Origin of the sequence: Thioclava sp. ES.031 (assembly GCF_002563775.1) — a bacterium.
Taxonomy (GTDB): Bacteria; Pseudomonadota; Alphaproteobacteria; order Rhodobacterales; family Rhodobacteraceae; genus Thioclava.
In genome coordinates this window covers 3,651,849-3,670,012 of sequence record NZ_PDJO01000001.1, presented here as the reverse complement: position 1 = coordinate 3,670,012, position 18,164 = coordinate 3,651,849, and the positions used below count along the sequence as shown (strand labels likewise).

The window sequence follows — 18,164 nt, the reverse complement described above, 5'->3', positions numbered from 1 at the left end:
CCCGGGATATTTAGTGCAGTTGGAAGGCAGGGCGATGTCTGAGCCCGGTTGGTTCGAAGAGGGCGCGCGGGTCGCGGTGCTGACGGCGGAGCCGATCGGGCGGCCGCTCGATTATCGCGCGCCGGAGGGCGGGTGTTTCAGCGGGGCTTTCGTCGAGGTGCCGCTGGGGCCGCGCAAGGTGCTCGGCGTGGTCTGGGGGCCGGGCGAGGGCGGTTTCGATGCCGCCAAGCTGCGTGCGGTGAACCGGGTCTTCGACGTGCCGCCGATGCGCGACGAACTGCGCGTCTTCCTCGAGCGGATGGCGGAGTACACGATGACGCCCTTGCCGCAGGTGCTGCGGCTCGCGACGCGGGCGCCGGGCTTGGGCGACCCGCCGGGGATGCGCAAGATTTACCGGCTGGGCGACCGGGAGCCGTCGCGGATGACCGATGCGCGGGCGCGGGTGCTGGAGGTGCTGGAAGAGCATGGCGGTGCTGGTTTCTACCTGAGCGAGCTGGCGCATCTGGCGGGGGTGACGACGCAGGTGGTGAAGGGGCTGGTGAAGACCGGCGCGCTGATCGAGGCGGAGGTGCCGCGCGATCAGCCCTTCCCGCGGCTCGATCCGGTACGGCCCGGCAAGGCGCTGTCGGAGGCGCAGGCCGCCGCGGCGGAGGCTTTGCGCGCGGGCTCCGGGGCCTATTCGACGACGCTCCTGAAAGGCGTGACCGGCTCGGGCAAGACGGAGGTCTATCTGGAGGCGGTCGCGGAATGTCTGCGCAAGGGGCGGCAGGCTCTGGTTCTGCTGCCCGAGATCGCGCTGAGTTCCGAGTTCCTCTCGCGGGTCGAGGCGCGGTTCGGCGCGCGCCCCGGCGAGTGGCATTCCGGGGTCACGCAGAGCGAGCGGCGCAGGCTGTGGAAGGCTTGCGGCGCGGGCGAGGTGCAGCTTGTCGTCGGCGCGCGCTCGGCGCTGTTCCTGCCGTTTCGCGATCTGGGGCTGATCGTCGTCGATGAGGAGCATGACAGCTCCTACAAGCAGGAGGAGGGCGTTCTCTATAACGCCCGCGACATGGCGGTGCTGCGCGCCTCGGGCTGTTCGGCGCAGGTGGTGCTGGCCTCGGCTACGCCCAGCCTCGAGACATGGGCGAACGCGGAGGCCGGGAAATATCAGCGGCTCGATCTGGGGGCGCGGTTCGGCACGGCGGAACTGCCCGAGATGGGCACGATCGACATGCGCGACGAGGCGATCGAGAGCGCGCATTGGATCGGGCCGACTTTGGTGAAGGAGGTTCTGGCGCGTGTGGCCGAGGGGCAGCAGGCGATGCTGTTTCTCAACCGTCGCGGCTATGCGCCGGTCACGATCTGCCGCGCTTGCGGGCATCAGATCGGCTGCGATCATTGCGATGCGCGGATGGTGGAGCACCGGTTCCTCAAGCGGCTCGTCTGCCATCAATGCGGTGAGACGAAACCGATCCCGTTGAAATGTCCAAGCTGCGAGGTGGAGGGCAAGCTGGCGCCGGTCGGGCCGGGGGTGGAGCGTCTGGCCGAGGAGGTCGCCGAGCGCTTCCCCGAGGCGCGTCTGGCGGTGCTGTCTTCGGACCTGTTCGGCTCGGCCCGTGCGCTGAAGGAGAAGATCGCGGAGATCGCGCAGGGCGAGGCGGATATCATCATCGGCACGCAGATCGTGGCGAAAGGGCACAACTTCCCGCGGCTGACCTTGGTGGGGGGGATCGATGCCGATCTGGGCCTGCAGGGCTCGGACCTGCGCGCGGCGGAGAAGACGTTCCAGCTGATGCGGCAGGTGGCGGGCCGGGCGGGCCGGGCCGAGGAGAAGGGCGCGGCGCTGTTGCAAACCTATCAGCCTGAGCATCCGGTGATCCGCGCGATTCTGGGCGGCGACGAGGAGGCGTTCTGGGCGCAGGAAGCCGCCGCGCGGCAGGCGCAGGGCGTGCCGCCTTACGGGCGGATGGCCGGGATCATCCTGTCGGGGCCGGATTTGCAGCCGCTGTTCGAGGTGGGCAACCACCTCGCGCGCAACGATGCCGCGCTGCGCCGGATCGGGGCACAGGTGTTCGGGCCCGCGCCTGCGCCGATCGCACGGGTGCGCGGACGGCATCGGGTGCGGCTCTTGGTGAAGGCAGAAAAAAGCGCGCCGCTGCAGGGCGCGCTCAAGGCTTGGCTCAAGGGGCTGAAGCTGCCGACCAATGCGCGGCTCGCGGTCGATATCGATCCGCAGAGCTTCCTTTGACCGCGCTTAGCGGCTTCCTCCTGGAACCCAGAGTACATCGTCCTTGCCGTCGTCATTCGCGATCCGGGCTGCGACGAAGAACCAGTCGGACAGGCGGTTGAGATATTTCACCGCCCATTCGTTGACGCCTTCGATCGCGGCCAGCGACACGGCTTCACGCTCGGCGCGGCGTGCCACGGTGCGCGACATATGCAGGTGTGCGGCGAGCGGCGTGCCGCCCGGCAGGATGAAGCTGCGCAGCGGCTCCAGCTTCTTGTTCATCGCGTCGATCTCGGTCTCGAGCCGGGTCACCTGGGACTCGACCATGCGCAGGACCGGGTAGCCCGCCTCGCCGTCATGCTCCATATCGGGCCGCGCCAGATCGGCGCCCAGATCGAACAGGTCGTTCTGGATCACGGAGAGCTGCTTTTGCAGCGCCTCATCCGCATGCAGGCGCGCAATGCCGACGGTCGCATTCAGCTCGTCCACGGTGCCATAGGCGGTCACGCGTGCGGAATGTTTGGCGACACGCACCCCGTTCGAGAGCGCGGTTTCCCCGGCATCGCCGGTGCGCGTGTAGATGCGATTGAGAACGACCATCAGCCACCCCTTCTAAGATAAACGAACAACAGGATCAGCGCGATCGCGACCGCCTGGGCGGCAATGCGCAACCGCATCAGCTTGTTGGCATGTTTCTTGTTGAAATCGCCCCCGCGTCCGAAGCCCGCGATGCCGATCATCAAGATCACCAGAACCGCCAAACTCGCCAGAGCGACGACATAAAATAACGGGTCGTTGCGCATGTAGTCTCTCTCCCTCTGGGCTCAAGACATAGCTGGAGATCACGAAAATGCGAAAGGATTTTCAGCCCTTGTCCAGCACCCAGTCGAGCATCCGGTCGGGCAGGAAGCGGCGCACGACGCTGATTGCCTTGGTCGGCGTGGTGATCTTGTAGCGCGGCTTCGGGTTCGGGGCGTCGAGCGCCTTGAGGATCGTCTTGGTCACCTCGGAGGGCGGCAGTTCGAACGTGTCGGGCTTGCCGCGGCTTTGGTAGAGGCGCTTGAGCAGGCTGCCCTCGTATTGCGCGCGGCGGGCGGAATTCTCCCAATCCACCCATTTCTCGAAAGGCGGGATCGAATTGACCCGGATTTTCGAGGTGATCGGGCCGGGCTGGATCAGCACGATCTTGATATTCGTGTCGGCCATTTCGAGCCGCATCACATCGGTCAGCCCTTCCAGCGCGAATTTCGTCGAGGCATAGGCCGCGCGCCATTTCAGGCCGACGAAGCCCAGCACCGAGGAACATTGCAGGATGCGCCCCTCGCCATTGTCGCCCTGCGCGCGCATCACCTTGATCGCGCGGGTCGTCAGGTCGTGCAGGCCGAAGAGGTTGGTCTCGAAGATCTCGCGCAGCGCGCCGGGCGGAATGTCCTCGGCCGCGCCGGGGCAGGCGAAGGCGGCGTTGTTGTAGAGCGCGTCGAGCCGGCCGCGCCCGCGCGCCAGCGCCTCGTTGAAGCCGGCCTCGATGCTTTCGGGATCGGCCACGTCGAGCTGGAAGGAGATAAGCCCTTCGGAGCGCAGGCGCTCGCAATCCTCTTCACGGCGGCAGGTGGCGAAGACTTTCCAGCCCGCGGCTTTCAGCCCGTGGGCCGCGTCGTAGCCGATGCCCGAGGAGCATCCGGTGATCAGGATCGTCTTGGCCATGCGCGCGCCTTCCCAGTGGTTCGGCGGTGCAAAGAAAAACCCGCCGGAGGTTTGCCTCCGACGGGGGTATTTCGAGCTATTTGAAAAGGCAAGATTTTAGCGGCTCGCGGGCCGGTTTAGGTCAATTTGCCGGGCGCAGGTATTTCTTGGAGACCCAGCCTTCGGTGCCGTCGCCCTCGATCTTCACATGCGCCCAACCGCTACTCTCGGCCACGACGAGCACTTCATCGCCTTTGCGGACGCGGTCGATCGCGGCGTTGCTGGTCGAGGGGCCCGAGCGCACGTTGAGCGCATTGGCCGTCACGCTCCAGAGCGTGCCGCCCTCGACTTTCGGCGCCGAGGTGTCGCGATATTCCGGCGACGGTTTTAGCTCGGGGCCCGGCATCCGCGTGTTCGGCGTGATGCGCGTGATCAACGAAGCTTTCTCGACTTTCGGCGTGTTGGTCTGCGATGCAGCAGCCTTCGCGACAATTTGAGGGGCCTCGCTGGCCGAAAGCTCTTGATTGTCATTCGCGGCCCGTGAGACCTGTACGGTGTCATTCGACGTGGCCGCAGAGGCCTGTTCGACGTTCCCGGGAACGTCGCGTCCGGCGATGGCCATAACGGCGTAAATACCCGCCAAAGTGGTCAGCAACAACTTACCCATGATCAACCCCCTGATTCCGACTTGGCAGCTGGGGAAGCGTGAAAAATGTTAACACGATTCTCTCTGCTCTACGTCGGTGAAATTCCGCCGACGGGGGAAAAGTTCCGTGGAAATTCCTATTCCTGCTTTTCCCGCTGGACCGGGATCGGGCGCGGCTTTAGTAAATCCGCATGAGCAGTGACGAAGAAAATCCCCTCTCCACCAGTTCCGAACCGCTGAGCCGTGCGATCGGCGAGCGCTATCTGACCTATGCGCTCTCGACGATCATGCACCGGGCGCTGCCCGATGCGCGCGACGGGTTGAAGCCGGTGCATCGGCGCATCCTGTTCGCGATGCGCGAGCTGAAGCTGTCGCCCACCGGCGGCTTCCGGAAATCCGCGAAAATCTCGGGCGACGTTATGGGGAACTACCACCCCCATGGCGATGCCGCGATCTACGACGCGATGGCGCGTCTCGCGCAGGATTTCGCGATGCGCTACAAGCTCGTCGACGGGCAGGGCAATTTCGGCAATATCGACGGCGATAACCCGGCAGCCTCGCGTTACACCGAGGCGCGTCTGGCTTCCCCGTCCGAGGCGCTTTTGCAAGGTCTGGCCGAGGACGCGGTCGATTACCGCCCGAACTACGACGGCACGCTGACCGAGCCGGTCGTGCTGCCCGCCGCCTTCCCGAATCTCCTGGCCAATGGCGCAAGCGGCATCGCGGTCGGCATGGCCACGAACATCCCGCCGCACAATCTCGGCGAGCTGGTCGAGGCGCTTTTGGAGATGATCAAGCGCCCCGGCATCACCGATGACGAGCTGGTCGAGCATATCCCCGGCCCCGATTTCCCGACCGGCGGCGTGCTGGTCGAACCGCCCGAGAATGTCCGCGACGCCTATCGCACGGGCCGCGGCGCGTTCCGCCTGAGGGCGCGTTGGGAGAAAGAGGAGCTGGGTCGCGGTCAATGGCAGATCGTCGTCACCGAGATCCCCTATCAGGTGCAGAAATCCAAGCTGATCGAGCGTCTGGCCGAGGTCATCCAGACCCGCAAAGTACCCGCGCTGGCCGATGTGCGCGACGAGAGCGCCGACGATATCCGCATCGTGCTGGAGCCGAAATCGCGCACCGTCGAGCCCGAGATGCTGATGGGGATGCTGTTCAAGAACTCCGATCTGGAGGTCCGGTTCTCGCTCAACATGAACGTGCTGATCGACGGGCGGGTGCCGAAGGTCTGCTCGCTCAAGGAGGTGCTGCGCGCCTTCCTCGATCACCGGCGCGAGGTGCTGCTGCGCCGTTCGCAGCACCGGATGGACAAGATCGACGCGCGTCTGGAAGTGCTCGAAGGCTATATCATCGCCTTCCTGAACCTCGACCGGGTGATCGAGATCATCCGCTACGAGGACGAGCCCAAGGCGATGCTGATGGCCGAGTTCGAGCTGTCCGACGTGCAGGCCGAAGCGATCCTCAACATGCGCCTGCGCAGCTTGCGCAAGCTCGAGGAGATGGAGCTCAAGCGCGAGCGCGATGCGCTGATCGAAGAGCGCTCGGGGCTCGAAGACCTGCTCGCCTCCGAAAAGCTGCAATGGAAGACGATCGGCGGTGAGCTGAAAGACATCGACAAGAAATTCGGCCGCAATGCAGAGGGCGGCGCACGGCGCACCGGCTTCGCCGAGGCGGGTGAGGTCGAGGAAGTGCCGATCGAGGCAATGATCGAGCGCGAGCCGATTACCGTGATCCTGTCGAAGATGGGCTGGATCCGGGCGATGAAGGGCCATAACGCGCTCGATGCCGAGGTGAAGTTCAAGGATGGCGACGGGCCGATGTTCGCCATGCATGCCGAGACCACGGACCGTATCGTCGCGATGGGCTCGAACGGACGTGCCTATACCGTGCTGGGGGCGAATCTGCCCGGCGGGCGCGGCATGGGCGAGCCGCTGCGGCTGATGGTCGACCTGCCCAACGAGGCGGAGGTGACGCATCTGCTGCTGCCGAAGGCGGGCGAGAAATACCTGCTGGCCTCCTCGGATGGCGACGGGTTCGTCTGTCCGGGCGAGGAGCTCGTGGCGCAGACCAAATCGGGCAAGCAGGTTCTGAACATGAAGGGCGCGGCGAAAACCACCGTCTGTTCGAAGATCGATGGCGATACGGTCGCCTGCGTCGGTCAGAACCGCAAGTTGCTGGTCTTCCCGCTGGAGGAACTGCCCGAGATGGCGCGCGGCAAGGGCGTCCGGCTGCAGAAATACAAGGACGGTGGCCTGAGCGACGCGAAGACCTTCACCTTGGCCGATGGTCTGAGCTGGAAGGACCCGGCGGGCCGCACCCGGACCGAGACCGATCTCACCGAATGGACCGGCAAGCGGGCCTCGGCGGGCCGCATGGCGCCGCGTGGCTTCCCGCGGGACAACAGGTTCACCTGAGGCTTTGCCTGAGGGATCGTCCGGGCTGGCCCGGGCGATCCGCCAGGGGGCGCTGCCCCCTCTTGCCCTGCCGGGCAATTCACCCCCGGGATATTTTCGCCAAGACGAAGGGCGCGTGTTTGCTCGCGCCCGTCACGCGCGCTCTACCGTCAGCCAGATGCCCCCCTTCGGGCGTGTGGTCAGGATCATCTCCGGCACAGGCTCGCGCCCCGGCACGGCGGTGAAGCGGAACCGGGCGAGGAGCGTGGCGAGGATGATCTGCGCCTCCTGCATCGCGAAGCCTGCGCCGATGCAGATCCGCGGCCCGGCCCCGAAGGGCAGGAAGGCGAAGCGGTCATGCGTTGGATCGGCGAAGCGATCCGGGCGGAAGGCATGCGGGTCGTCCCACAGCGCGTGGTGGCGATGTAGCGCGTAGATCGGCAGCATCACCGTGTCGCCTGCGCGCACCTCGCGCCCCAGAAGCGTGTCGGGTTTGCGCGCCGTGCGCGACAGGAAGCCCGCAGGCGGGTAGAGGCGCAGGCTTTCGTTCACGATCTGCGCGACGAGGGGCATCTTTGGCAGGTCATCGACGGTCGCCGCATGCGCACCGAGCGCGGCCTGCGCCTCGCTACGGGCGGCCTCCTGCACCTGCGGATCGAAGGCGCAGAGATAGAGCGCCCAGGCGAGCGTCAGCGCGGTCGTCTCATGCCCTGCGACGATGAAGGTCAGCAGGTTGTCGCGCAGCTCGGCCGGGCTCATCTCGCGGCCGGTTTCGGGGTCCTGCGCGCCGTCGAGCAGGTCCAGAAGGTCGGGCACCGCCTTCGCCTCGCCCGCGCGCCGGGCCTCGATCGCGCGGTCCGCATGGCGCTTGAGGTCGCGCACGACGCCCGAGGAGATCACCCGATGCGGGCGCGGCACCCAGGCGGGCAGGGCGAAGAGATCCAGAAGCGAGACCTTCGCCGTCTGCGAGATATAGGCGTCGATCGCCCGGTGGATCGCGGCACGGTCGAAGCCCTCGTCGCCCGAGAAGGTCACGTCCGAGATTACCTCGAAGGTCGCGGCCACCATTTCCTGATGCAGGTCCACCGCGCGGCCGGTATCGGCGGCGGTGCTGATGCGTGCGGCAGAGGCCTCCGCTGCGGCGCCCATGACGGGGGCGAGCGCCTCCATGTTGCGCGCGGCGAAGACCGGGGAGGCGGCGCGGCGCTGCCAGCGCCATTCGGCCCCTTCGGCGACGAACAGCCCTTCCCCTACGGCAGGGCCGAGGATGAGCTTGGTCACCACCGATTTTGGATAATCATCGACGCGCGTCTTGAGGATGTGGCGCAGGCTGTCGGGGTCCATCACCATATGCCAGCGCGCCCCGGTATTGCCCGAGATGATCGGCGCATGGGTCGCCAGTTCCGGTATGATTTCCAACAGGTTGCGCCGCGCGGCGCGGAAGCTCGCGAAGATGCCCAGCGGATGCTCGGCAAGGGGCGCACGGGCCGGAAGGCGGTGAGTGTCGTCTGTCGCAGCGTAATCCATGAGCAGATGGTAGTGCGGCGCCGGTCGCTGCCCAAGGGAAACCGCGAACACAGACAGGGGAAACCCTGCATTCCGGGCTTGATTTTTCCCCGCCAGCGCAATAGGTAGCGCGCGATATTGACTCGGGCTCGCTGCTAGCGGCCCCCTAACCAGAGGCGCCCCGCGAGATGGCAAAGGAAAAGTTTGAACGTAACAAACCGCACGTCAACATCGGCACGATTGGCCACGTTGACCACGGCAAGACGACGCTGACGGCTGCGATCACGAAGTATTTCGGTGATTTCCGCGCGTATGACCAGATCGACGGCGCGCCGGAAGAGAAGGCCCGCGGCATCACGATCTCGACCGCGCACGTGGAATACGAGACCGAGACGCGCCACTACGCGCACGTCGACTGCCCCGGCCACGCCGACTACGTGAAGAACATGATCACGGGTGCAGCGCAGATGGACGGCGCGATCCTGGTTGTGAACGCAGCTGACGGCCCGATGCCGCAGACCCGCGAGCACATCCTGCTCGGCCGTCAGGTCGGCATCCCGGCGATGGTCGTGTACCTGAACAAGGTTGACCAGGTCGACGACGAAGAGCTGCTCGAGCTCGTGGAAATGGAAGTTCGCGAACTTCTGTCGTCCTACGACTTCCCCGGCGACGATATCCCGATCATCAAGGGTTCGGCTCTGGCCGCGATGGAAGGCCGTGATCCGGAAATCGGCGAGAACTCGATCCGCGCGCTGATGGAAGCTGTCGACAGCTACATCCCGACGCCGGAGCGCGCCGTGGACCAGCCCTTCCTGATGCCGATCGAAGACGTGTTCTCGATCTCGGGCCGTGGTACGGTTGTGACCGGCCGCGTCGAGCGTGGCGTGATCAACGTCGGCGACGAACTGGAAATCGTGGGTATCCGCGACACCTCGAAGACGACCTGCACGGGCGTCGAGATGTTCCGCAAGCTGCTGGACCGTGGTGAAGCTGGCGACAACATCGGCGCGCTGCTGCGCGGTGTGGACCGTGACGGCGTCGAGCGTGGTCAGGTTCTGTGTAAGCCGGGTTCGGTTAAGCCGCACACCAAGTTCGAAGCTGAAGCCTACATCCTCACCAAAGAGGAAGGTGGCCGTCACACCCCGTTCTTCGCGAACTACCGTCCGCAGTTCTACTTCCGCACGACGGACGTGACCGGCACCGTGACCCTTCCCGAGGGCACCGAGATGGTCATGCCGGGCGACAACCTGAAGTTCGAAGTCGAACTGATCGCCCCGATCGCGATGGAAGACGGTCTGCGCTTCGCAATCCGCGAAGGTGGCCGCACCGTCGGTGCCGGCGTCGTGTCGAAAATCATCGAGTGATCCTCGGATCATAGCGATTTGCGAAGGGCCGCCCGGTTGGGCGGCCCTTTTGCTTTGCGTGAGGGGTTTGCGCGGGTGGTCGTAATCGCGGGCGTGTCGCGCTAGGTCTTCTGCGGGCGGACCATGAGGGAGGATGCGTGACATGGCAGAGGCAACTGCGGCACGCGAGTGCCATTGGGACGTGGACGGGCTGCGGATCGCCGGGCGCGCCTGGGGGGCCGAGGACGGTCTTCCGGTCTTGGCGCTTCATGGCTGGATGGATCATGCGGACAGCTTTGCCGAACTCGCGCCGCGGCTTAAGGGCTGCCACGTCGTCGCGCTCGACCTGAGCGGGCAGGGCCTGAGCGGGCATCGTGCGGCCCATGCGAGCTATAATATCTGGGACGACCTGCCGCAGATCCTGCGGGTGCTCGAGGCTCTGGGCTGGGAGGAGTGCGTGCTTCTGGGCCATTCGCGCGGCGCCAATATCTCGGCGCTGCTGGCGGCGGCGATCCCGGAGCGGGTGCGCGGGATCATCGCGCTCGATTCGCTGGCCCCCGAGCCGGTGGCGCGGGATTTCGTCACAACGCTGCGCGCCTATCTGACCGAGGTGCCAACGCAGGCGGCGCGGCCTCCGCGCCGTTTTCCGACGCGTGAGGACTATATTGCGCGCCGCGCGGAGCAGCGCAATGCGCGCGCGGTGGCCGAGGCGCTGGCGGACCGTGCGCTGGAAGAAGGCCCGGAGGGCTGGCATCTGCGCGGCGACCGGCGGTTGTTCGCGAGCTCTGCGGTGAAGCTTGACCGCGACGATGTGGAGGCGGTGCTGCGGGCGATCCGCGCGCCGGTCCTCAACATCTGGGCCGGGGACGGGATCCGGGCGCAGCGCGAGGGCACGGCGGAGCTGGCGCGATGGGGGGCCGAGCTGATCGCCGATTACGAGAGCATCGAGATCGCGGGCGACCACCATTTCCACCTCGACCCCGAGGCGGCGGAGCAGATCGCGGAGGCGGTGAAGGGCTGGCTTGCGCGCAAGCTGTGAGCAGGCGGCTGGCGCGGCCCCGTCGCATGCGCTAGACTGATGGGACGCACGATGGAGGCTCCGATGGACAAGACCCTTTTCTGATCCCGTTTCCCTGAAACCCTGATCGAGAGAGGTCTCTCCATGTCTGCCCATCCGCTGCCGCGGCGCTTTCCTGCGCCCGATACCCGCAATCCCGTTCTTCTGCCCGATGGCACGCCGCATGAACCGACCGTGTTCCTGCAGGCGGTGATCGACCATCCCAATATCGAGGTCGGGCGCTATGCCTATTACAGCCCGCTTGCCCCCGTGGCGGACGCGGCGGCGGAGCTTGCGCCCTACCTCTATCCCGGCTGCCCCGAGCGGCTGGTGATCGGGCCCTTCGCGCAGATCGCGCATGGGGTGCGCTTCATCACCGCCTCGGCCAATCACCCGATGGGCGGGATCACGACCTATCCGTTCCGGATCTTCGACATGGAGACGGCGGGGAAATATCTCGAGGAGAATGCCGCGATCGGCGATACGGTGATCGGGCCGGATGTCTGGCTCGGCTTCAATGCGATGGTGATGCCCGGTGTGCGCATCGGGGCGGGGGCGATCGTGGCGGCTGGCTCGGTGGTCACGCAGGACGTGCCGCCCTTTGCAATCGTCGCGGGTAATCCGGCGCGCGTGGTGCGGTCCCGGTTCAGCCCCGATGAGATTTCACGATTGCTCGATCTGGCGTGGTGGGACTGGCCGGTGGAGGCGATCCAGAGGGCGTTGCCCGCGCTGGAAGCGGGGGATGTGGCGGCGCTGGCCGAATACGCGCCTTGAGCGAGAGGCTTGCCGCTGCGCGCAACGACGCTAGGCTCTGGGCAACGCGACGAATTCTCCCGGAGCCCGGATGACCAACAGCCCGATCCTCTTCTCGCATATCCTGACGGGTGCGCCCGATCCCGACGGGCCCGCCGACATCGTCGAGGCGTTGCGGGACGAGCGGCTCGCCTGGGCGCATCTCGACGGAACGCATCCGCAGGCACAGCGCTGGATTCGCGAGGAGCTGGATTACCTCGACCCGCAGGCGGTGGAGGCCTTGCTCGATGTCGACACGCGCCCGCGGATGAGCCAGATCGGCGAGGGGCTTCTGGTGATCCTGCGCGCGATCAACTTCAACGAGGGCGAAGACCCCGAGGATATGGTCTCGCTGCGGATGTATCTCGACCGGCAGCGTATCCTCACGATTTCGCGCAAGCGGGTGCGCGCGATCGAAGGAATGAACGCGGCGATCCGCGACGGCAAGGGGCCCAGCGATGCGGGAACCTTCCTCGTGCGACTGACCGAGGATATCGTCGGCAATATCGGGGTGTTCCAGACCGAGTTGGACGAGCGCGCCGAGGCGTTGGAAGATCAGGTCTATGGCGGGCAGGCCGATCACATGCGCCGCGACGTTCTGGATTTGCGGCTGCAGGTGATCGCGGCGCGGCGTTACCTCGCGCCGCAACGCGAGGCGTTGATCCGTCTGACACAGGCGGCGAGCCCGATCATCGACGAGGTCACGCGGCGCGAGATCGAGGAAGAAGCGCTGAAAATGACGCGGATTTCAGAAGATATGGACGAGCTGCGCGATCAGGCGCAGGTGCTTCGCGAAGAACTGTCGAGCCAACTCTCGGATCGGGTCAACCGCAATACCTTCGTGCTGTCGGTCGTGTCGACGATCTTCCTGCCGCTCGGGTTTCTTACCGGCCTGTTCGGGGTCAACATTGGCGGGATGCCGGGGCTGAACTCCGACAACGCGTTCACTTATCTTGTGATCGCCTGCGTTCTGATCGTCGCGGCTCCGTTGATGGTGATGGGCCTCCTGCGCCTCTATTCGAAGCGCGGGAAGCGGTAGTTCGCGCGATCAGGCGGCCTCGCGCATGTGGCGGCCCTCCTGAACCTCTTCGATGATCTTCGCGACGAAATCGTCCAGATCCTTCGGGTTGCGCGAGGTGACGACGCCGTTGTCGGACACCACGGATTCGTTCACCCATTCGCCACCGGCGTTTTCGACATCGGTGCGCACCGAATGATACGAGGTCATCTTGCGCCCCTTGGCGATGCCGGTCTCGATCAGGAGCCACGGCGCGTGGCAGATCGCGGCGACCACTTTGCCTTGGTCGTAGAAGCTGCGCAGCAGGTCCAGCGCGCTTTTCTCGACGCGAAGAAGGTCGGGGTTGATCTGACCGCCGGGCAGAACGATCGCATCGTAGTTGGAGGCGACGACGTCGGAGATCTTGCACTGCACCGAAACGGTCTCGCCCCAGTCGGTCTCGTCCCAGCCGCGAATGTCGTCGCCATCGAGCGAGGCAAGGTCGATTTGCGCGCCGGCCTCGGTCAGCTTGTCGCGCGGAACGGTCAACTCGGCTTGCTCGAAACCGTTGGTGGCCATGATCAGAATGCGGGCTTCGGAAATCTTGGGCATTTGCTTTCCTTTCCTTGAGGCGCAGCTTGCGCAGGTTCGGGAGAAAAACGATCTGCGCCCGGCATGCGTTCCACGGCGATTTCTTCGGCGGGGAAATGCGAAAGATAGGTGGAAAGGCACTTGATTTCGGTCGCGTGAGACTTTAGCACCCACGCCACGGCCTAGGGGTATAGCTCAGTTGGTAGAGCATCGGTCTCCAAAACCGAGGGTCGCGGGTTCGAGTCCCTCTGCCCCTGCCAGCCGTTTCCTGAAAATTTACGTTCGTTCGCGTAACGTTCCCGAAGTGGCGTCGTTTGACGCCGGTTTTGGGCGCTGTCGCGAGGAACCGTCGTGCTTGGCAGAATTTTCCGGGTCTTTCAGCGATATGTGGATGCGAATCTCCGGATTTCGCGGAGGGTGCCGGATCTGGGGCCGCGCGCGGCGGCTCGGCGGGTGCAAGTCACGCGCTACGATTTCCGCGGCAACCGTCTTCGTCTGGAAGGGCGAATCGATGCGCGCGAGGTGATTTTACGCTTGGGGGGCGTGGCGCAGCGCTGCGCGCTCGAGCCTGATCCATCGGGGCCAGCGAAGTTTGCCTTCGACGTGCCTTTCTGGCGCGGCAAGGTGGAACTGGTAATTCCTGATACGGATGCCGATGGGCAAGGTGAGGAAAGCTGGGTTTTGCCGCCGATCGGCAGGGCTCGCCTCGCATGGGGGCAGTTGCGTCTTGCCCCGGTGTTCCTGTGGCGAATCGCCCGTCATGCTCGCGATATCTGGCGCTGGCGACACCACGACGACAGTGCCGCGGGGATTCGTGTGAAATCTGCGCTCGGTCTCGTGGGGCAGTCGCGGGGTGCGACCCTGCCGCCTGACCTTCTCCGCGGCTCGTCGCCGACCGAGCCGTCCACGTTCCCCGGGATCGTGATCGTGGTGCCCGTGTTCAATGCGCGGGCGCTGCTGCGCGAGGCGCTCGCCCGCGCCGTGCAGCACACCGATCTCGACTGGCATCTGATCGTGATCGAGGATCGCTCGACCGATCCCGAGATGCGGCCGTTTCTGCGCGATTGGTGTGATGGCCGGGCGAACGTGACGCTTCTAGAAAATGACACAAATCTCGGCTTCGTCGCGTCGGTCAATCGCGGGTTCGAGGTGGCGCGCAGGCGCTTTTCGGAGCGCCCGGTGGTTTTGCTGAATTCCGATGCCCTCGTGCCTGCGGGCTGGGCGTCACGGCTTGTGGCTCCACTTTCCGATCCGCAGATCGCAAGCGTTACGCCGATGTCGAATGACGCGCAGATATTGTCCGTGCCGAAAGCCGGAGCGCGGAGCGATCTGCCGCCCGGGGCCGTCGATCAGATCGACGCCGTCGCGGCGCGCATGAACCCGGTGCAGGCGTGCGCCGACCTGCCGACCGGCATCGGCTTTTGTATGGCGCTCGCACCGCGCTTTCTCGCCAAGCTCCCGCAATTCGACCCTGCCTTCGGACGCGGCTACGGGGAAGAGACGGATTGGTGTCAGAAGGTAAGGCGGCTCGGGGGGCGGCATATCGGGATCGGCTCGCTCTTCGTGGAGCATCGCGGTAGCGCCTCCTTCGGCGCGGCGGCGCGACGAAAGCTCTTGGACCGCAATCAGGCGAAGGTAGAGAGGCGCTATCCAAACTATCCGCGCGCCGTCGATTGTTTCCTTGCCAGCGATCCGCTCGCGGCCCCGCGTTTCGCGCTCGCCCTGGCCCGAGCGAGCGCGCTGCAAACCGAGCCGATCAAGATCTGGCTCGGACATTCCCTCGGCGGCGGTGCGGAGATGTGGCTACGCAAAGAAATCGCCTCGGAGCTTCGCGCCGGGCGACGGGGCGTCGTTCTTCGCGTCGGTGGTTCCGTGCGCTGGTCCATTGAGCTTCACGACCCGCTCGGTCTAAGCACGATCGAGACAATGGATCGTGTGGTGATCCTCTCGCTGCTGCAGCTTCTGCCGGATCGCCACGTCATCTATTCCTGCGGCGTTGGCCACCCGGACCCGCTCGAGATACCCGCGCTGCTTACGGAACTATCCGCGACGCAGCAGCTCGATATCCTGTTTCACGACTACTTGCCCCTGAGCGAGGCCTACACGCTCCTGCGTGCGCCAAACAGCTTGCGCGAGATCCCCGAATATATCGGCCCTCGGGCCAAGTCTCGGAAGCAGCCTCAGCGCTCTTCAACCGACGATCTCTCGGATTGGGAAAGTGCTTGGGGCGCGGCACTGACCAGCGCAACGCGACTGCAAGTCTTCTCCCGCAGCTCCGCAGAAATTGTGGCCTCGGCCCACCCGGACGTCGCGCAGAAACTCGACTGCAAACCGCATGATGTGGCCCGGCCTGCGATTTTCATCCGGCCGCCTCCACGGCCCCAGGCAGGCGCCCGCGCCGCAGGCTCTGTTCTTGGCGTGCTTGGTCATATCGGCGTCCACAAAGGCGCAGCGGTTGTCGAGGCCTTGGGTGAGACCTTCGCGGCGGACGGCCGCGCGCGGCTGGTCCTGCTGGGAAGCCTCGATCCGCGGTTTCATTTGGGCACGCCGAACCACGTCCACGGCCCGTTTGAGCCCCCAGATTTGCAGATGCTGATCGCGCGGTACGGAATTGACCGATGGCTGATCCCATCGCTCTGGCCGGAAACCTTTTCCTTCACCACGCATGAGGCGCTCACCACCGGCCTGCCCGTGTACTGCTTCGACCTTGGTGCTCAAGCTGAAGCGGTCAGAGCCGCAGGCGCAAAAGGGGGCGTCTTGCCAGTGCCACGCTGGCCATCGGATATAGACCTCGATCGCCTCTTTGGGCCGCCCGCCACGCAGAGGTGGGTGGCATGACCTTCGAGGACAGTCATGCGATCTTCCATATAGGCGCTCCGAAATGCGGCAGTTCGGCTCTTCAAGCCGCATGGAGCGCGGAACCGGACCGGCCATCGCGCGCCGGTTTGCATGTGCGCTATATCGGCGCGGTGCGAGTGGGCGGCAAATTCATGCCGCTGCGTGGCAGGGCCGTGCGCCGCGCCGCAGCGCTATCTCCCTATGGCTATGTCTCGATGCCCGATCCCGGTCGGGAGGTCGCGGCAAAATCTCTCGGCGATTTCGTCTTGCGCGAGATCGCACGCGCGCGGCGGCGTGGCTACATCCCGTTCTTCTCGAATGAGGGCTGGATTCGCCGGCCCGATTTTTTCACGCGGCTGCTTTCTGACCTTGGCCATCCGCCCGTGACCGTGCTGGCCTTTCTACGTCCTCCCCTGACGTGGATGAACGCAGCATTCTGGCAATGGGGTGTCTGGTGCCGGCCCCGCTTCGACGATTGGATTTCGTCCCGCCATGTCCCGTTCAGCTTTGGCGGAGATCTCGCAGCCTGGGCGCGCATTCCCAACGTGGGACTGCAGGTCGCGCCGGCAAAGCAGGATGTGGTCACCTTCGCCGACGCTTTGCTGGGAACGCCGGGCAACGCAATCGGACCGTGCCACAGCACGGGCAGCGCAGCACAGTTTGGTTTTTTGCTGCGCAATCGCCGTTTTCGGCGGGATAGCCATCGCGCAGAGATCGAGTTCGTATTGCAACGGCAAATGGCGAACGGACCCGCGCTGCGTCGCGCGTGGGCGATCGCGCCACATCACGTCAAGCCTCTGCAGCGGCTTGCACAGGGCCATCGTCGAGAGCTCGAGCGCGTCCTACCCGCCGTACAAGCGGAGGAAATATTCGACGACCCGCTATGGACGACGCCATATCCGTATCATCCTGAAATCGAACGCGGCCCGGCGCCGCTCGATGATCGAAATGAATTGCGCGCGTTTGCAGGGCGGCTCCTTTCAAAACCGTTGCCCGAGGGGGCCGAGCTCGGTGCACTCGACGCGTTTATCGCGGAGCGGCTCGGTGTCCTTTTGCGCGCGGACCGTTCTCATCGGTGGCGGACCGCGCTCCTTGGAGCGCCGCGAGATCAAACGCCGCGGCCCAGATCGTTCACCTTGCGAGGAGATCCCGGTAGCTCGTCCTGAGGGCCAAAAGGCCAAGGGCGAGGGCCACGAGCGACACGCCGATGACGTAGAACGCAGAGAGATAGTCGGGCTGATAGGTCGGGAAAAAGCCGCGTCGCAGATAGCCGATCACATGGACCAGCGGGTTAAACCATAGGGTGTCCGCGGCCCAGCGCGGCAACTGGTCGGTGAGAAAAAAGACTCCGGAAATCAGGAACATAGGACGCATCAGGATCGACCATATCTGCTGCCAGACCGGCGCGCGCAGAAAGAGGTAGCAGTTAAGGGTGCCGATCCCGAAGGACAGTAATACGGCGAGACCTGCTGCTTCGAAGATACGCAGCGGATCTGGGCTCGCGCGGGTGTCGAATATCAGGAGGCATCCGTGAAGGACGAGGTAGGAAACAACAAGTTTCGTCAGCACATTCAGGGCGAGCCGTGCGATGAGCGCATCGACAAAGCTCACAGTCGGATAAGCGAGGAGCGCGCGCGAATAGGTGAGTGCGTTGGCGACCTTCGACTGAACGTCTGAAAACAACATGAAAGGCAGCAAGCCCGTCGCGTAGAAAAGGGCGAAACTGGCCCCGAGCGGCGGCGCGTGAAAGGTCAGCGAAAAGAACAGCGTCAACAGGGCGACGCCGCCGATCGGCTCGAGCAACGCCCAAAGATAGCCCCCCGGTGAGCGACCGTAGCTTGCCGACATCTCGCGCAGAATGAGCGCGCCGATGGCACGGAGCGCCGGGAAGGACCGGGCAGGGACGCGCGCCGCGCGGGAGGAGAACATTTCGAGCCTCGTTTACCGGTTTTCAATTCGGATCGTGTTCGCTGGACCCTGACGCGACCGATAGTGGAGCCAATTGTGAAACACGCGGTTAACGAGCCTGCGCAGGCCACGCCCGTCCTCGCGAAGGGGGCCGGACTGCGCGAAGTGCCAGTGCCGCTCCGGCCGGTGCCGAGCGCATAT

15 protein-coding genes and 1 tRNA gene are annotated in these 18,164 nt (G+C 65.1%); 9 read left to right on the top strand and 7 right to left on the bottom strand.

Annotated features, from left to right (window positions below; all coding sequences use genetic code 11):
- Positions 1-34: 34 nt before the first annotated feature.
- On the top strand, positions 35-2,224 hold the full coding sequence (locus AXZ77_RS17505; protein ID WP_098412116.1) for a primosomal protein N': 2,190 nt from the start codon (positions 35-37) through the stop codon (positions 2,222-2,224).
- Between the two features lie 6 nt (positions 2,225-2,230).
- Here the strand turns inward: AXZ77_RS17505 and AXZ77_RS17500 are convergent, their stop codons facing one another.
- The 4 genes from AXZ77_RS17500 to AXZ77_RS17485 form a co-directional block, all read right to left on the bottom strand.
- Positions 2,231-2,803 (bottom strand): cob(I)yrinic acid a,c-diamide adenosyltransferase, encoded by a 573-nt coding sequence (locus tag AXZ77_RS17500; RefSeq protein WP_098412115.1) that lies wholly within the window; start codon positions 2,801-2,803, stop codon positions 2,231-2,233.
- Positions 2,803-3,006: a twin transmembrane helix small protein gene (locus AXZ77_RS17495; RefSeq protein WP_078521361.1), complete on the bottom strand. Its 204-nt coding sequence runs from the start codon at positions 3,004-3,006 to the stop codon at positions 2,803-2,805. The genes AXZ77_RS17500 and AXZ77_RS17495 overlap by 1 nt, the downstream gene beginning before the upstream one ends.
- A 61-nt stretch (positions 3,007-3,067) precedes the next feature.
- Entirely contained in the window at positions 3,068-3,907 is an 840-nt protein-coding gene (locus AXZ77_RS17490) for an SDR family NAD(P)-dependent oxidoreductase (RefSeq protein ID WP_098412114.1), read from the bottom strand.
- A gap of 121 nt (positions 3,908-4,028) precedes the next feature.
- Complete coding sequence (locus tag AXZ77_RS17485) at positions 4,029-4,553, bottom strand: SH3 domain-containing protein (RefSeq protein WP_141536302.1); 525 nt, start codon at positions 4,551-4,553, stop codon at positions 4,029-4,031.
- A gap of 170 nt (positions 4,554-4,723) precedes the next feature.
- Here AXZ77_RS17485 and parC point away from each other — a divergent pair, with 170 nt between their 5' ends.
- Positions 4,724-6,952, top strand: a complete 2,229-nt coding sequence (parC, locus tag AXZ77_RS17480) for a DNA topoisomerase IV subunit A (RefSeq protein WP_098412112.1) — start codon at positions 4,724-4,726, stop codon at positions 6,950-6,952.
- Between the two features lie 132 nt (positions 6,953-7,084).
- On the opposite strand, the gene AXZ77_RS17475 is transcribed toward parC, so the two are convergent.
- Complete coding sequence (locus AXZ77_RS17475) at positions 7,085-8,458, bottom strand: cytochrome P450 (RefSeq protein WP_098412111.1); 1,374 nt, start codon at positions 8,456-8,458, stop codon at positions 7,085-7,087.
- Positions 8,459-8,625: 167 nt separating this feature from the next.
- On the opposite strand from AXZ77_RS17475, the gene tuf reads away from it, so the two are divergent.
- The 4 genes from tuf (at position 8,626) to AXZ77_RS17455 (ending at position 12,668) form a co-directional block, all read left to right on the top strand.
- Positions 8,626-9,801: an elongation factor Tu gene (gene tuf / locus AXZ77_RS17470; protein WP_098412110.1), complete on the top strand. Its 1,176-nt coding sequence runs from the start codon at positions 8,626-8,628 to the stop codon at positions 9,799-9,801.
- 142 nt (positions 9,802-9,943) lie between these two features.
- Complete coding sequence (locus AXZ77_RS17465) at positions 9,944-10,819, top strand: alpha/beta fold hydrolase (protein WP_098412109.1); 876 nt, start codon at positions 9,944-9,946, stop codon at positions 10,817-10,819.
- A gap of 123 nt (positions 10,820-10,942) precedes the next feature.
- The gene (locus AXZ77_RS17460; protein WP_098412108.1) at positions 10,943-11,611 is read left to right on the top strand and encodes a CatB-related O-acetyltransferase; all 669 of its coding nucleotides are present in this window, start codon (positions 10,943-10,945) and stop codon (positions 11,609-11,611) included.
- A gap of 70 nt (positions 11,612-11,681) precedes the next feature.
- A complete protein-coding gene (locus AXZ77_RS17455; protein WP_098412107.1) occupies positions 11,682-12,668 on the top strand; it encodes a zinc transporter ZntB in 987 nt (328 codons plus the stop codon).
- A 9-nt stretch (positions 12,669-12,677) separates the two neighbouring features.
- Here AXZ77_RS17455 and AXZ77_RS17450 read toward each other — a convergent pair whose 3' ends face one another.
- Positions 12,678-13,238: a type 1 glutamine amidotransferase domain-containing protein gene (locus AXZ77_RS17450; RefSeq protein ID WP_098412106.1), complete on the bottom strand. Its 561-nt coding sequence runs from the start codon at positions 13,236-13,238 to the stop codon at positions 12,678-12,680.
- 163 nt (positions 13,239-13,401) lie between these two features.
- Between AXZ77_RS17450 and AXZ77_RS17445 the strand changes: the two genes are divergently transcribed.
- From AXZ77_RS17445 to AXZ77_RS19430, 3 genes are all read left to right on the top strand, one after another.
- A tRNA-Trp gene (locus tag AXZ77_RS17445) sits at positions 13,402-13,477 on the top strand.
- Between the two features lie 91 nt (positions 13,478-13,568).
- Entirely contained in the window at positions 13,569-16,055 is a 2,487-nt protein-coding gene (locus tag AXZ77_RS17440; protein WP_176536066.1) for a glycosyltransferase, read from the top strand.
- Positions 16,052-17,221, top strand: coding sequence for a hypothetical protein (locus tag AXZ77_RS19430; RefSeq protein WP_141536301.1), 1,170 nt, complete (start codon positions 16,052-16,054; stop codon positions 17,219-17,221). The genes AXZ77_RS17440 and AXZ77_RS19430 overlap by 4 nt, the downstream gene beginning before the upstream one ends.
- Here AXZ77_RS19430 and AXZ77_RS17435 read toward each other — a convergent pair.
- Positions 17,187-17,984: an ABC transporter permease gene (locus AXZ77_RS17435; RefSeq protein ID WP_098412104.1), complete on the bottom strand. Its 798-nt coding sequence runs from the start codon at positions 17,982-17,984 to the stop codon at positions 17,187-17,189. The two genes, AXZ77_RS19430 and AXZ77_RS17435, sit on opposite strands and share 35 nt — an antisense overlap.
- Positions 17,985-18,164: the final 180 nt, after the last annotated feature.